Annotated in this window: 11 protein-coding genes and 2 pseudogenes; 5 read left to right on the top strand and 8 right to left on the bottom strand. The window is 41.7% G+C overall.

Going from position 1 to position 14,517, the window contains the following annotated elements; all coding sequences use genetic code 11:
• From ACR64G_RS02520 to ACR64G_RS02505, 4 genes and pseudogenes are all read right to left on the bottom strand, one after another.
• A pseudogene (locus ACR64G_RS02520) lies at positions 1-253 on the bottom strand (adenosine deaminase); the annotation flags it as partial.
• A 73-nt stretch (positions 254-326) separates the two neighbouring features.
• Positions 327-851: a TPM domain-containing protein gene (locus ACR64G_RS02515; RefSeq protein WP_435979984.1), complete on the bottom strand. Its 525-nt coding sequence runs from the start codon at positions 849-851 to the stop codon at positions 327-329.
• 104 nt (positions 852-955) lie between these two features.
• Complete coding sequence (locus ACR64G_RS02510) at positions 956-2,116, bottom strand: TPM domain-containing protein (protein WP_435979983.1); 1,161 nt, start codon at positions 2,114-2,116, stop codon at positions 956-958.
• A 56-nt stretch (positions 2,117-2,172) separates the two neighbouring features.
• Positions 2,173-2,784: a LemA family protein gene (locus ACR64G_RS02505; RefSeq protein WP_435979982.1), complete on the bottom strand. Its 612-nt coding sequence runs from the start codon at positions 2,782-2,784 to the stop codon at positions 2,173-2,175.
• An 842-nt stretch (positions 2,785-3,626) separates the two neighbouring features.
• Here ACR64G_RS02505 and ACR64G_RS02500 point away from each other — a divergent pair.
• Positions 3,627-5,186, top strand: a complete 1,560-nt coding sequence (locus ACR64G_RS02500) for an alanine/glycine:cation symporter family protein (protein WP_435979981.1) — start codon at positions 3,627-3,629, stop codon at positions 5,184-5,186.
• Positions 5,187-5,616: 430 nt separating this feature from the next.
• Here ACR64G_RS02500 and ACR64G_RS02495 read toward each other — a convergent pair whose 3' ends face one another.
• Complete coding sequence (locus ACR64G_RS02495) at positions 5,617-6,222, bottom strand: fasciclin domain-containing protein (protein ID WP_435979980.1); 606 nt, start codon at positions 6,220-6,222, stop codon at positions 5,617-5,619.
• Between the two features lie 193 nt (positions 6,223-6,415).
• Positions 6,416-6,982: a fasciclin domain-containing protein gene (locus tag ACR64G_RS02490; RefSeq protein ID WP_435979979.1), complete on the bottom strand. Its 567-nt coding sequence runs from the start codon at positions 6,980-6,982 to the stop codon at positions 6,416-6,418.
• Between the two features lie 430 nt (positions 6,983-7,412).
• On the opposite strand from ACR64G_RS02490, the gene metH reads away from it, so the two are divergent.
• The 4 genes and pseudogenes from metH (at position 7,413) to ACR64G_RS02470 (ending at position 14,064) form a co-directional block, all read left to right on the top strand.
• Positions 7,413-11,195 carry a methionine synthase gene (metH, locus tag ACR64G_RS02485; RefSeq protein ID WP_435979978.1) on the top strand — a complete coding sequence of 1,261 codons (3,783 nt, stop codon included), beginning with the start codon at positions 7,413-7,415 and terminating at the stop codon, positions 11,193-11,195.
• Positions 11,196-11,353: 158 nt separating this feature from the next.
• Positions 11,354-11,590 carry a hypothetical protein gene (locus ACR64G_RS02480; RefSeq protein WP_435979977.1) on the top strand — a complete coding sequence of 79 codons (237 nt, stop codon included), beginning with the start codon at positions 11,354-11,356 and terminating at the stop codon, positions 11,588-11,590.
• A complete protein-coding gene (locus tag ACR64G_RS02475) occupies positions 11,587-11,982 on the top strand; it encodes a type II toxin-antitoxin system VapC family toxin (RefSeq protein ID WP_435979976.1) in 396 nt (131 codons plus the stop codon). Before ACR64G_RS02480 ends, ACR64G_RS02475 begins: the two co-directional genes overlap by 4 nt.
• A gap of 34 nt (positions 11,983-12,016) precedes the next feature.
• A pseudogene (locus tag ACR64G_RS02470) lies at positions 12,017-14,064 on the top strand (P-loop ATPase, Sll1717 family).
• A 132-nt stretch (positions 14,065-14,196) separates the two neighbouring features.
• Here the strand turns inward: ACR64G_RS02470 and ACR64G_RS02465 are convergent.
• Positions 14,197-14,343: a DUF2256 domain-containing protein gene (locus ACR64G_RS02465; RefSeq protein ID WP_435979975.1), complete on the bottom strand. Its 147-nt coding sequence runs from the start codon at positions 14,341-14,343 to the stop codon at positions 14,197-14,199.
• Between the two features lie 4 nt (positions 14,344-14,347).
• Positions 14,348-14,512: a DUF2256 domain-containing protein gene (locus tag ACR64G_RS02460; protein WP_317200807.1), complete on the bottom strand. Its 165-nt coding sequence runs from the start codon at positions 14,510-14,512 to the stop codon at positions 14,348-14,350.
• Between the last annotated feature and the right edge of the window lie 5 nt (positions 14,513-14,517).

Raw genomic sequence — 14,517 nt, 5'->3', positions numbered from 1 at the left:
CCTTTAAAACGTAAGCCCAAGTCAAATCATAAAAGTCATCTTGGGTAATCAATACCTTGACACCTGCATAATAAATATCCAAGAAGCTTTGTAAATAAGTAAAGTCATAAGCTTCTTGGACTTCCTCAACCGTTGCATAAGGAATAGTCACGTTATTCTTTTTGGCGAGTTCAAACATAAGCTTAGGCTCAAGCGAGCCTTCAATATGCAGGTGCAGCTCTGCTTTTGGTAATCTTTCTATCAGCTCAATCATAGAGAACCCATTGTTGTTTGTTAACGTTTTTAATTATCAATGGTAATAACTTTATTGTTCTCTATAACAAAACTTACTTCAAAAACACTACGGTGTTAGATAATTCATTACCAGAGGGATTGTGCTCCAAATGGTAATACTGTCTTAGTAGCTGCCCAATTTCATCTAACAGACCCGCTAAACTTGCTTCTGTCTTTTTACCCGCGATACTGACTAAAGCTTTATCACACATAGCACGCCATACTGTCGGACTAACGTGCGAGCTAATACCTCGATCAGCAATGATATCCAAGCTGTGCTCGCATATATTGACATAAACCAAAACGCCAGTGTTCTCTTCGGTATCCCAAACTCTATACTCACTAAATAGATCGATAGCACGCTCACGAGCATTGCCGTGATAGGCATCTTGTAATGGCAAAGTATTCTCCACTATCAAAAACACTTCTCCGCGATGACCAAGCTCGGCTTCAGCAATCTTCGTAGTGAGTCGTGATCTGGCATCAGCGGTCAACCATCTGCTGTGTAGCATAGGAACGAACATGACTTGCCGCCATAAGCGAGCAAAACTATTTTGTGATGCGTTTTCTTGTCTCATGTTGAGCTTCCTAAAATCTTTGATATTGCGTGTGCTGGTTTAATTCATTCAAATTTACGATTATTTATAATTTTGGAACTGTTTAATTAATATCATAAATCTCACTACCAAGACCCACCAGCACCGCCACCGCCAAAGCCGCCACCACCGCCACCGAATCCGCCACCACCAAAGCCTCCACCGCCGAAACCACCGCCACCAAGACCTGGCAAGAATATCATGCCGCCGCCACCGCGTCCGCCTTTGCCTCCCTTGCCACCACCTGAACCGCGCGAGATCAAGAACATCCACAAAAATATCGCCATGATGAGGGTCATAAAGAAGCCACCACCGAGTGCAAGAGAGCCTGCAAAAAATCCACCTGCGGTCAAAATAGAGCCAAACACACGACCAAAGATACTAGTAATAAAGCTACCGAACACCATTGCCATCACAAATAAGAATACAGAAGAGGGACTCTCCTCCGAGCTTTGCTGCGTGCTACGCTCAGCAGCTTGAGCATCAGCGCGCGCTAGTACTTCAGGGTCAGCGGTTAGGCGTGTCTCAAGGGCACTAATTCCTGTGAGTAAGCCCCCTGCGTAATCGTTCTGTTTAAATTGCGGTGCAATATCTTCACGGATAATGCGATTGACGGCGGAATCTGGTAATACTCCTTCTAATCCGTATCCGGTCAAGATATACATGTCTCTATCATTAACCGCAACGACTATCAGCAAGCCATCATCAATAGCCTCATTGCCGAGTTGCCACTTTTCTGCCACTTGCAAAGCATAGTCAAATATAGGCAAGCCGTTAGTAGTGGGTACGATGACTACGGCAGCTTGAGCCAGTCCTTGCTGATAGATACGGCGCAATTGTTCCTCAAGACGCTGCTTCTCTTGCGGGTTTAGAATGTTGGCTTGATCTATGACAGGGTCATTCAGTATTAGCTGGTCCGCATTGACACTAGCAGCACTCGACTGAGTAGGCGCTGGAATTTGGGTATTGGTGGTAGCGTCATTGTCCGCGTTAGGAAGAACAGCGTCGTTGCCCAAAGCCTCATTACCCAAAACAGTACCGCTAATAGCATCATTACCCAAAACCGCATCATTGATGGCTTCGTTAGAATCGCCCGCTTTAGCGATAGCCACTAAATCCTCAACGCTACGATTTTGCAAGCTCTCTGAAGCAGCATTACTGGCAACATCATCTGCAAAACTTATCGGCGCATATAGACTGCCCCACGCTAAAAGTATCGCAGTCAAGCATGGTTTTAGGTTTTGCATAGTGTTTTTACCATCTATAGGTTCAGTCAGGCTATATATACAACCGATATAAAGGATTACTCACCAAAGTCGACGTCAGGTGCGGTAGATATCTCTTCTTCATTAGCAACAGTAAAGTTGGGCTTGGTATCCATGCCAAATACTTTAGCAGTAATGTTGGTTGGGAACTGACGCACCGTTGTATTGTAGCCCTGTACTTCTTGAATATAACGATTACGAGCAACCGCAATACGGTTCTCAGTACCTTCTAACTGCGCTTGGAGGTCTTGGAATAAGGCATCAGACTTTAGCTCAGGATAGCGCTCAGAGACTGCCATTAAACGCGACAAAGCACCTGTCATCTGAGATTGCGCTTCAGCATAACGCTCCATCGCTTCAGGATCGTTTAATAGCTCAGGCGTGACGGTAATGCCACCCGCTTGCGATCGTGCTGAGGCCACTTGTGTGAACACCTCTTGCTCTTGATCTGCATACTGCTTGACAACTTTGACCAAGTTTGGCACGAGATCGTCACGGCGCTGGTATTGGTTAACCACCTCGGACCAAGACGCGGTCACTTGCTCATCTTGTGACTGCAAATTGTTATAACCGCAGCCTGTTAGACCAATAGTAGAGGTCGCTAGTACTGCTGAGAGTAATATAGGCTTTATAAAAAAATTGCGTGACATAAGGGTCGCTCCTAATAGTTAATCATTAAAGACATTGTACATTTCTAATGCTTGTTTGCGTATATTACATGGAATACTTCGTTTAGATACGTTTATAGTCATAACTACCAGCAGTAGCTTGTGCCGATAATAATGACGTTATCACCAGCGTTTTACAATTCACCGTTACCAAAACACAACTCGCACAGCTCTCTGTCCAAACTAGCTATATCAACTATATTCATAGCCGCTAGTAATCTTTGCAAATAAATAAACTATATGTAAATTTTAACCAAATAGTCATCCCTCTAAAACTTATAGTATTCTAATGAACAGATGCTTGTATTTGTGGTTTTAACTGGCTACATTCAAAAAAAATTCTAGTAATTAAAGTAAAAATATGGCAAATTGCAGTTACGTTACTGTATGGTTTACTCACGTTTAGTAATTAATTTGTTATCTAACAAAAAGTGTAGAGAGATAAATCTTTGAATTTACTACGGATTATTAGTTATAGATCCTAATCCCTATCATTTTAACTAAATGTAAATGTAAGTATCCATTACAGTGTAAGATATAGTGAGTGTCTATCTAGTGTGATAAACATTTTTTTATAACATTCCCTTTTTTATCTACTAGTGTTTATCGCAAGTTTGTTGTAGCTATAAATTACTAGTGTATCTGAGTCTAATATCAATATTGACGTCACTATTTAATATCGATACTAATCTTGGTAGATAAATACAGACAACCATAGCCTACTCTTAGTAGCAGTATGAACGATTAGACCCCTAATCTGGTTTTAGGCGGTTTACTTCTTTGCTTAGCATAAGTCTACTGAGATAGTTTTAGGAATACATAATATGGAAAGTTTAGTCAATCTAGCAAACGGTATTATTTGGAGTCCTGCACTAATTTATTTATGTTTGGGCGCAGGTCTATTTTATTCTATCTTAACCCGTTTTGTTCAAGTTCGCCTATTTGGCGAGATGGTAAGACTACTATTTAAGGGTAAACCTGATAATGCAGGTATCTCGTCATTTCAGGCATTAGCTGTCTCACTCGCCGGACGTGTTGGTATGGGTAACATCGCTGGTGTTGCTGCTGCCATCGGCTTTGGTGGTCCTGGTGCGGTATTTTGGATGTGGGTTGTCGCCTTTTTGGGCGCATCAACTGCTTATGTAGAATCGACTTTGGGTCAGATTTATAAAGAACGCGACGTCGTAACGGGCGAGTATCGCGGTGGCCCTGCTTATTACTTTGAGCGTGCACTTGGTCAAAAGTGGTACGGTATTTTATTCGCTATAGCTGCAATTATATCTTGTGGGGTGTTTTTACCTGGTGTACAAGCCAACGGTGTCATCAACGCGGTTGCACAAGTTGCAGGTGAAGGGTCAGCAATGAGCTTTATGGGTATGGAAACAGGCTCAACTCGCCTCATCGCCCTTGGTATCATTTTAGTGGTTTTAGGCTTTATCATCTTTGGTGGTATCAAGCGTATTGCAACCTTTACTGAGTACGCGGTTCCTTTTATGGCAGTAGGCTACATTATCCTAGCGCTACTTATCATGTTTGCAAACTTTAGTATGATCCCGCAAGTGTTCGGCATGATCGTCGGTGATGCCTTCACGGCTCAAGCAGGATTTGGTGCAGCTATCGGTTGGGGCGTGAAGCGTGGTATCTACTCTAATGAGGCCGGTCAAGGTACAGGTCCACATGCTGCTGCTGCTGCCGCGGTTGATCATCCTGCGCAGCAGGGTTTGGTACAGGCATTCTCAGTTTATGTCGATACTTTGTTAGTATGTTCTGCTACTGCCTTTATGATTCTATCTACTGGTATGTACAACATTCAAGGCGAGCTTGCTGATGGCCAGTTCTTAGTCCAAAACGTAGCGGCAACAGTTGAGATTAACTCACCGTCATTTACGCAAATGGCTATGGAATCTGTCTACGGTACCTTTGGTAATACATTTATTGCGGTAGCAGTATTCTTCTTTGCCTTTACTACTATCTTGGCATACTACTATATCGCTGAAGTGAACATCTCATACCTTACTCGCTCTATGGGTAAGGGCGCGAGTAAAGCGGGTCAGTTCGTTGTCAAACTAGTCATTATGTTCATGGTCGCTTACGGTGCGCTCAATAGCTCAGGTTACATCTGGGGACTTGGAGACGTTGGTGTTGGCTTAATGGCTTGGCTCAACATCGTTGGTATTATCGTTATCTTCTTTGTAGCGCGTCCTGCTATCGACATCTTACGAGATTACGAAGCACAGCTCAAAGCAGGTGGCGGTACGGATTCTAAGAGATTCGTCTTTGATCCTAAGAAATTCGGCATCAAGAACGCAACGTATTGGGAAGAGCGTCATCTAGCAGAGCAGCAAAGAGTCGCAGCTGATCCATTACGCAAAGATGTTAAGTAATCGTCTTTTAGAAAAAAAGCGTTAGTCTACCTTTAAAATGAAAGCCTGAGATTTTGTTCTCGGGCTTTTTTATGGGTAGCGATTAATACGATAGTTTATTCTTAGCGACTTAAGCGTAGCATCTACTTATAGGATCTTACTTATGGATGGAAATTATTTAGTTTAGATTGCAATAGCCTTATCAACGTCTTGCTCTGATAGCTAGAGCATAATAAATTACCTAGTACTAAGAGAACTATAGTCGTCGCGATGTTTTATTTAAAAATACTTGTAGCTATGCTACAGATTTCAATATTCAAATCATATGTGTCTAACACAATTCCTGTTCACAACACGTTATTATCTTTATCTACTCATGACATATAGAACACAAAAAGCCCAGCTACAAGAGCTGGGCTTTCACGATAACACAATGAATGCTAGATAGTGATTACTGCGGCATTAGTACCGCATCGATAGTGTGAACCACACCATTAGTCGCCACAATGTCAGTACCAGTGATGTTAGCTCTATTACCAGCAGCGTCGGTAATGACGTTAGCATCACTAATATTAATGGTTGCACCATTTACAGTAGCGACATCAGTATCGTAAGGGATTTCGGCTGCCATAACTACCATAGGTAGAACATGGTACGGTAGGACACTTTTGAGCAAATCAGTATCAGCTAATAGTTCTTCTTTTGTGACGCCGAGCTTTTCGAGTACTGGAGCAAATGCATCATCAGTAGGCGCAAATACAGTATAAGTACCTGCATCCATAAGCATAGTATCTAGATCGGCTGCTTGAAGCGCTGCCGTTAGAACCGTTAGGTTCTCATTACCTGCAGCTATTTCAGTGATACTTTGAGTGCCCATAGTATCAACCATAGGATCAGTTTCAACCATAGGGTCTACCATAGGCTCTGTTTCGACCATTGGCTCAACTTCAACAATTGGCTCTTCAACTGGCTCTACGACAGTTTCAGTATCATTGCAAGCAACTAAAGTAACCGCAGATGCTGCGATAGCTAGAGATAGTAGTGTTTTCTTTAACATGGGTATATCCTTTTAAAAATTGAACCGTGCATTGTTTATAATAATGACAATATAGTACAAGTATTGAGTTGAGGTAAACAATTAAAAATCTATAGACTGGCATTGATAGACATAGATTTTGAGGCAGCTGATGCTAGTTAAGCATCAGCTTGTTTGAAGTAAGGGCTTTTCGCTCATTAGATTTTTATTATAGTTATCGCGGCATCAAAACTCTGTCGATAACATGTACGACGCCATTACTGGCAGCAATGTCTGTTTTGACAATATTAGTTGTACGACCCATCTCATCCATTAACTTACCTTGTGGCGTAATGACGAGCGTATCATTGCTCATCATAGTGTAATTACCAGGCTTCACATGCTTTTGGTAGACTGGGGTGTTACCTTTAATCACATGATAAGTCAAGATCTTAGTTAATAGTGGCTTGTTAGCAAAAAGCTGAGCTTTGGTCATGCCTGATTCTTGCAATGCAGCAGCAAAGGCTGCATTTGTTGGTGCCAATACAGTATAGCTTGCACCAGTATCTGTCAACGCGCCTGCTAAGCCTGCCGCTTGTAAGGCTTCAACCAAAATCGAGAAGTCAGAGTTACTTTGTGCAATCTGAACAACGTTCATATCTGACATCATCTGATTTTGCATAACTTGTTTTTGTGCTGGCGTTTTCATAGGCATGTCAGCTGCCATCATGTTGTTACAGGCACTTAAGCCTAGTAGTGAAACCGCAAGTGTACTAATCGTAGCAATTTTAATAAGTTTCATATTCGTATCCTTGATTATTTTATTTAAGGTTTACAACTTATCGTACTCTATATAAGAATATCAGCTCTCTAAGTTAAAAGAATTTGATTTAAAATTTAAATAAAATTCAACTAATTCATAAGTAGTACTAACGAGAAGTTATTTCTTATAAACGTAAATTAACATATCAGGTTCAAGCATCACTCTGTGTTTACGCAACTTTTTGTAATACCCGTGTAAGTTGTGTCTATTTTTTACCTTAACAAAGCATTATTCATATCGCTTGGTCTATTTCTAATCTTGATACTTTAAAAACTTAGTCTTTTTTAGTATTAACAACAGTACTAACTCTACCTAGAGTAGGCGTATTTTCGTGTTAAAATACGCCCATTTATTCGACCTCTATTCTTACAACACCGATAATACAAGTCCTATTCTTATGAGCTCATTAATGACATCTCTAGACGATACCAAACCGCAAACCGCATCTGCTACCAGTGACTTTATCCTAACGCCGCCAAGCGTGTTCCCATACAAAGAACAGCAGCTCACTGCCCGCGTGCGCATCGAAGCTGAAATGGCTAAACGGATTTTGATGCTCGATGGTGCGATGGGTACGCAGATTCAAACCTTTAAATTAGAAGAGGCAGATTATCGAGGAGAGCGTTTTGCTGATATCGAACAAGATGTGCGCGGTAATAATGATTTATTAGTGCTGTCTCAGCCGCAAATTATCACCGATATTCATCACGATCATCTCAACGCTGGCGCGGATATCATCGAGACTAATAGCTTCAATGGGACGCGTCTATCGATGGCGGACTATGATATGCAGTATCTAGTGCCAGAGCTGAATATTACTGCTGCCAGAATTGCACGAGAAGCTGCCGATGCATTTACTGCCAAAGATCCTGCTAAGCCACGCTTTGTCGCTGGTGTCATTGGTCCAACGTCACGGACCTGTTCGTTATCGCCTGATGTCAATGATCCTGCCTATCGTAACATTACCTTTGATGAGCTGGTCGATAACTACCGCGAGGCCACGCTTTGTTTGATAGAGGGCGGCGTCGATATTATCTTAATCGAGACGGTCTTTGATACGCTCAATGCAAAAGCGGCGATATTTGCAGTCACTGGTGTGTTTGATGATATTGGTTTTGAATTACCCATTATGATTTCAGGGACGATTACCGATGCTTCTGGTCGTACGCTTTCGGGGCAAACGGCTGAGGCTTTTTATAATTCGGTGCGTCATGCGAAACCTCTATCCGTTGGCTTTAACTGTGCGCTTGGTGCCGATGCATTGCGCCCGCACATTCAAACCTTATCGAACATTGCTAATGTCTATGTATCCGCTCATCCTAATGCCGGTCTACCTAATGAGTTCGGTGAATATGACGAAACGCCTGAAGAGACAACAGCCCTACTAGAAGGCTTCGCTAAAGCAGGTATTTTAAATATCGTCGGCGGCTGCTGTGGTACTCGGCCTGAGCACATTCGCCAAATCGCCAATATGGTCGCCAACTATCCGCCGCGTGTGATCCCTGAGATTGCCCCTGCCTGCCGTTTATCAGGGCTTGAGCCATTTACGATTAACGCTGATAGCTTATTCGTCAATGTCGGTGAACGTACCAACGTGACCGGCTCAAAGAAGTTTTTACGTTTAATTAAAACAGAAGCGTATCTTGAGGCTCTCGATGTCGCACGAGACCAAGTTGAGGGCGGCGCGCAAATCGTCGATATCAATATGGATGAGGGCATGCTTGACTCTAAGCAGGCGATGATTCACTTCGTTAATTTAGTTTCAGGTGAGCCCGATATTAGCCGTGTACCACTAATGCTGGACTCCTCAAAATGGGACATTATTGAAGAAGGTCTCAAACGCACGCAAGGCAAGTGCGTCGTCAACTCGATATCACTCAAAGAAGGTCATGCGGAATTTGTCGAGCGTGCCAAACTCTGTATGCGTTATGGTGCTGCGATTATCGTGATGGCTTTTGACGAAGATGGTCAAGCAGACACCTATGAGCGCAAAATTCAAATTTGTCAGCGTAGCTATGACGTTCTAGTCGATGAAGTTGGTTTTCCCTCTGAGGATATTATCTTTGATCCGAATATTTTTGCTGTCGCAACCGGCATCACTGAGCACAATAACTACGGCGCAGACTTTATCAATGCCACTAAGTGGATCGTTGAAAATCTGCCCAATGCGATGGTATCAGGCGGTGTCTCTAACGTCTCCTTTAGCTTCCGTGGTAACCCGATACGTGAAGCAATCAACTCCGTATTCTTGTACCATGCCATTCAAAACGGTCTAACCATGGGTATCGTCAACCCCGCTATGCTTGAGCTGTACGACGATATTCCAAAAGATGCCCGAGATGCGATTGAGGATGTCATGCTCAACCGCAATCAAGGCGAGACGGGTCAAGATGCGACTGAACGCCTGATGACTGCCGCTGAAAACTACCAAGATGGCGGCAAGAAAAAAGAAAGTACCGTTGACATGAGCTGGCGCGAAGGCACGGTCGAGGCGCGTATCGCTCACGCACTCGTCAAAGGTATCACGACCTTTATCGAGGCAGACACCAAAGAGGCATGGGAGAAATATCCCAAACCGTTAGAAGTCATCGAAGGGCCACTCATGGATGGTATGAATATCGTCGGTGATCTCTTTGGCGCGGGTAAAATGTTTTTACCGCAAGTAGTAAAATCGGCACGTGTAATGAAGCAGTCGGTCGCCTGGCTGAATCCGTATATAGAAGCGGAAAAGGTTGAAGGCGAGACCAAAGGTAAAATCCTCATGGCGACGGTTAAAGGCGATGTGCATGATATCGGCAAAAACATCGTCGGCGTGGTCCTCGGCTGTAATGGCTATGATATCGTCGATCTCGGTGTTATGGTGCCTTGCGAGACTATTCTTGACACAGCTATTCGTGAGAACGTCGATATCATCGGATTATCAGGACTGATTACGCCAAGTCTTGATGAGATGGTCTACGTCGCCAAGCAAATGCAAGAACGCGGCATGACGTTGCCATTAATGATCGGCGGTGCAACGACTTCTAAAGCGCATACGGCGGTCAAAGTCGAACCGCAATATCAAAACGATGGCGTCATCTATGTGACGGATGCCTCACGCTCTGTCGGTGTCGTTACCAAACTGCTATCCAAAGAGCATCGCCAAGGCTTGATCAATGAGACTCGTGAAGAGTACATCAAAGTGCGCGAACGTCTGGCTAAGCGTCAACCTAAAGCTGCCAAGCTCTCCTATGCTGAATCGGTCAAAATTGGCTTTCAATACGATTGGGATAGCTACCTACCACCTGTACCCAATACTTTGGGTCAAGTGATTCTCGATGATTATCCAATAGCGACACTCGTACCCTACATTGACTGGACACCGTTCTTTATCTCTTGGGGTCTCGCTGGTAAATATCCGAAGATATTGCAAGATGAGGTAGTCGGTGAAGCGGCGTGTGATTTGTTTGATAATGCAAAAGAGCTACTACAGAAAATGATCGATGAGAAGTTAATCATCGCAAAAGGCGTATTTAAGATTATGCCTGCGCGTCGTACTGCTGATGATACGGTAACGGTCTATGACACGGCTACAGCGGATAGTGGCAATCCAACCTATCAGTTCGAGCACTTACGTCAACAGTCGGATAAAGCTAGCGGTAAGCCTAACTTTAGCTTAGCGGACTTTATCTCACCCAATACGGAAAAGGAAGACTATTTAGGCGGCTTTACCGTCTCTATCGTCGGTACTGAAGCGCTCGCTGAGAAGTATAAAGCGGCAGGTGATGACTACAACGCTATCATGGTACAAGCCCTCTCCGATCGTCTCGCTGAAGCATTCGCTGAACATCTACACGAGCTCATCCGTAAAGAGTACTGGGGTTATCAGCCGACTGAGTCGCTCACTAATGATGAGATGATTAAAGAGAAATACGTTGGCATCCGCCCCGCTCCTGGCTACCCTGCCTGTCCTGAGCATACGGAAAAAGGTAAGCTGTTCGACTGGCTCGGTACGGTTGAGGCGATCGGTACGACGTTGACCGAAAGCTATGCGATGTGGCCTGCGTCATCGGTCAGCGGATTCTATTACTCGCACCCTGATAGTGAATACTTTAACGTCGGTAAAATCAGCACTGACCAGTTAGAGAGTTATGCTGAGCGTAAAGGTTGGGATATGAAGACGGCTGAGAAGTGGTTGAATCCGAATTTGTAGGGTTGGTTTTAGTTTGCTAGAGAAATATTCGTTGCGGGATTGGTTGCTTTAGTAGTCAATCCCGCTTTTGCTTTTATCTATCTGAATTAAAGATGATGGAGTTTATCTATATAACCCTATATAGTTTATAACTATATGTAGATAGAAGGAGAACTAAGATGAGCCAAATTACTTTAACGCTAGACGAAGAAGTTGAAGCTATTGTTTATCAAATGGCTAATTCTGAAAACATAGCGCCTGATCTCTGGTTAAGTCAGTTTGTTAAGCGACAAGTTAAACAGCATCAAGGATGGTCACCAGAAGTCAAAGCATTGGCTGGTAGTTGGGCTGATTTTCCAAGTTTGGATGAGATTCATGATACTCAAGGTAATGACGCCGAGCGTGAATCCCTATGAGCTATGTTTTAGATACAAATACGCTAATTTACTTTTTCAAAGGTGTGGGGCAAGTTGCCTCACACCTTTACTCTTATGATCCGCATGAAATTATCATTCCTACTGTTGTACTTTACGAGCTGAATGTCGGTATTCAAAAATCTACTAGCCCTGATAAACGTTTGAGTCAATTATCTACTCTTTTAAAACAAGTTCAAGTCATGCCATTTGGTCGTAAAGAAGCAGAGGTTTCAGCACATATTCGAGCGACACTTGAACGTCAAGGTCAACCTATCGGCCCTTATGACATACAAATAGCAGGCTGCGCTCTTGCTAATAACGCTACTTTGGTGACGCATAATACTAAAGAGTTTGAGCGTGTAGAAGGTTTAGTCGTGGTTGATTGGTTTTAATGATATTAGTTAAAAACATATTGGAGAGTTCATTATGGGAAAAGTACAATTACCTAAAAATGCATTGACTAAAGTTAGATTAGGAGAGGCTTTTGCAGAATACGATATCATAAGAAAGGACCACGCATTATTCGTATCCACACCTTCTACTATTAGTTCTTTAGACGAAAAATCAACTGATTGCTTTTTTATTGGACGTCGTGGCGCTGGTAAAACAGCATTGACCTTTGAGGTTCAACGCAAATTCCCGAGAACAATCCATTTAGCTCCTCAAATCTTCGATTTGATTACTCTACCTTTGGAACATGAAGCTTTTTTAGATACAAGACAAAGACCATTTAAATCTCTAATGTGTTCTATGGAAAGAGCTTTGATTGATGAAGTAATCCAAACATGGACTAATCAAAATTTATTTAAATTTGACAAAAAATATGGACAAATCAATCGCGAACGCGGTTTAATCGAGAATTGTGATTTTGATCAAAGAGTTCTAAATTTAACAGATGAGATATTCGAAGCATACACGAAAGAGAATTCAAAGCTATGGCTAAGACAAGTAAAACGTAGTAGTGAAATAACTAAAGAAGCTAATAATATAGCTACCAATAATAGTTTCAACTTTATAATAGTTATCGATCGTCTTGATGAATCTTGGGATGGTTCCGAATCAGCAATAATTTGTTTAATGGCTTTGATGCACGCTTCAGTAAGACTAAGAGCCACAACAGACTTCATAAGACCTTTAATTTTTATAAGAGAAAATATTTACGATAGAATTAGAGCCATGGACAATGAATTTTCAAGACTAGAAACATCTTCTGTTTTCCTAGACTGGTCTCAGAAAAAGTTAATAGAACTTGTAGAACGTAGATTGGTCAAACCCTTCACAACAAAGCCAAAACTAGGTGGTGAAGCTTGGAGTTATTTTTTCGATGATACTAACTCCAACTTCAATACGCAAACACAAGTTATGTCACTTTGTCAGCATAGACCGAGAGATGTTCTTATGCTCTGTAGTTACGCAATAGACAATGCTATAAACAGTGGAAACCCCAAAATTACAATTAAAATTTGGAAAGTGCTTCTATTAGATATAGCACAAGCAGACTTAAAGATTTAGGTGATGAGTTTGCTGAGAATTATCCTAATATTAGCTTTGTATTAGAATATTTTTATGGACTTGGTAACAAGTTTACGCTAAACGCAATAGAAGACTTCATTCAAAAGCTTTTGATTAACGATATGATTAATAAATATTGTAAAGACTGGTTATTTGAAAACGCAACTCCTTTTAGGTTTATCGAAATAATGTATGGAATAGGTTTTATTGGAATTCAACGAAATAAGACCGTTCAATATAAGGAATCAGGAAAAGAATCAAACGCAAAACCTGCTATAGGTAATAGTAGTATTTTCGAAATTCATCCAACTTATCATAAAGCCTTAAATCTACAGCCTATACTTATTACTGATTTGAAAGATGATACTAGTTTAAAGGTCGAAGGATTATTAGAAGATATACCCGAAAGTTTTCAGTTAGATGATTATAAAATAACTCTAGAAGACCTCCTTGCAAGACTTAAAGATCTTCCCACAGGAACTTCTGGAGCAAAAGAGTTTGAAGATATTACTGGCGAAATTATAAAACTATGCTTTTTCCGCTCTTTAGTCAATGTTCAACCTTCAGAAAGGACTCATGAAGGTTCTAGTATTAGAGACTGGGTTGCATCTAACAGAGCAACAGATGGTTTTTGGGAAATGATTCGCAATAAATATGGTGCTACCCAAATTGTTTGGGAATGTAAAAACTATACAGAATTAAAATCAGACGATTTTCATCAAATGGGTTATTACTTAAACGATACTTTAGGTAAATTCGGAATTATAGTGTTTCGTGGTGATGAGATTAAAAACTCTTATTTTAATCATTTATCGAATCTAGCTAATAGAAATCAAGCAGGATTAGTTATGATTCTTACGCAAAAGGACTTAGAAGTATTTTTGAGACAATCTATTAAAGGAGCTTTCAAAGAAAATCATATTCAAGATAGATATGACTATTTTATTAGAAAAATAGCTTAATAAGCATGCAAGCTATTACGTTCACTATACTTTTTTTATAATTATATGTAAGAAGCACCACCACCTCTATCTTCCTCCTCTGGCAACATTGGGTTAGAAAACGTGGCGGTCTTCTTTTATCCTAATTCTGATTCAATCCGCTTTATCCTTCCCCCGCCGACAACGCTCAGAACAATAAACAACGTTGTCCCAATCCTTCTCCCACTTCTTACGCCAAGTAAAAGGACGCAGGCATACAGGGCAGATTTTTTGCGGTAGGTTTTCCTTTTTATGTGCCATGGTTTTATCCTTTCTTATGTTCTACATTCTCATAGGTCTTAACCCGGCGGCATTGATCTGAGCAATAGACCATACTCTCCCAGTTTTTATCGAGCTTTTTAGTCCAACTAAACTCGCGCTCACAGACGGGGCACTCTTTTTTGCGGACGTTCTTTTTTTTGTGTGCCATAGTTT

It is taken from the genome of Psychrobacter sp. DM4, from assembly GCF_051307035.1.
In the GTDB taxonomy this organism is placed as follows: domain Bacteria; phylum Pseudomonadota; class Gammaproteobacteria; order Pseudomonadales; family Moraxellaceae; genus Psychrobacter.
The sequence above is the reverse complement of the archived record's forward strand: the minus strand, read 5'-3'. Positions and strand labels throughout refer to the sequence as shown.

Bases quoted from the DNA above. Each gene is read 5' to 3' on its own strand.
- ACR64G_RS02515 (WP_435979984.1), bottom strand. From the start codon at position 851: ATGAGACAAGAAAACGCATCACAAAATAGTTTTGCTCGCTTATGGCGG.
- ACR64G_RS02510 (WP_435979983.1), bottom strand. From the start codon at position 2,116: ATGCAAAACCTAAAACCATGCTTGACTGCGATACTTTTAGCGTGGGGC.
- ACR64G_RS02505 (WP_435979982.1), bottom strand. From the start codon at position 2,784: ATGTCACGCAATTTTTTTATAAAGCCTATATTACTCTCAGCAGTACTA.
- ACR64G_RS02500 (WP_435979981.1), top strand. From the start codon at position 3,627: ATGGAAAGTTTAGTCAATCTAGCAAACGGTATTATTTGGAGTCCTGCA.
- ACR64G_RS02495 (WP_435979980.1), bottom strand. From the start codon at position 6,222: ATGTTAAAGAAAACACTACTATCTCTAGCTATCGCAGCATCTGCGGTT.
- ACR64G_RS02490 (WP_435979979.1), bottom strand. From the start codon at position 6,982: ATGAAACTTATTAAAATTGCTACGATTAGTACACTTGCGGTTTCACTA.
- metH (WP_435979978.1), top strand. From the start codon at position 7,413: ATGACATCTCTAGACGATACCAAACCGCAAACCGCATCTGCTACCAGT.
- ACR64G_RS02480 (WP_435979977.1), top strand. From the start codon at position 11,354: ATGAGCCAAATTACTTTAACGCTAGACGAAGAAGTTGAAGCTATTGTT.
- ACR64G_RS02475 (WP_435979976.1), top strand. From the start codon at position 11,587: ATGAGCTATGTTTTAGATACAAATACGCTAATTTACTTTTTCAAAGGT.
- ACR64G_RS02465 (WP_435979975.1), bottom strand. From the start codon at position 14,343: ATGGCACATAAAAAGGAAAACCTACCGCAAAAAATCTGCCCTGTATGC.
- ACR64G_RS02460 (WP_317200807.1), bottom strand. From the start codon at position 14,512: ATGGCACACAAAAAAAAGAACGTCCGCAAAAAAGAGTGCCCCGTCTGT.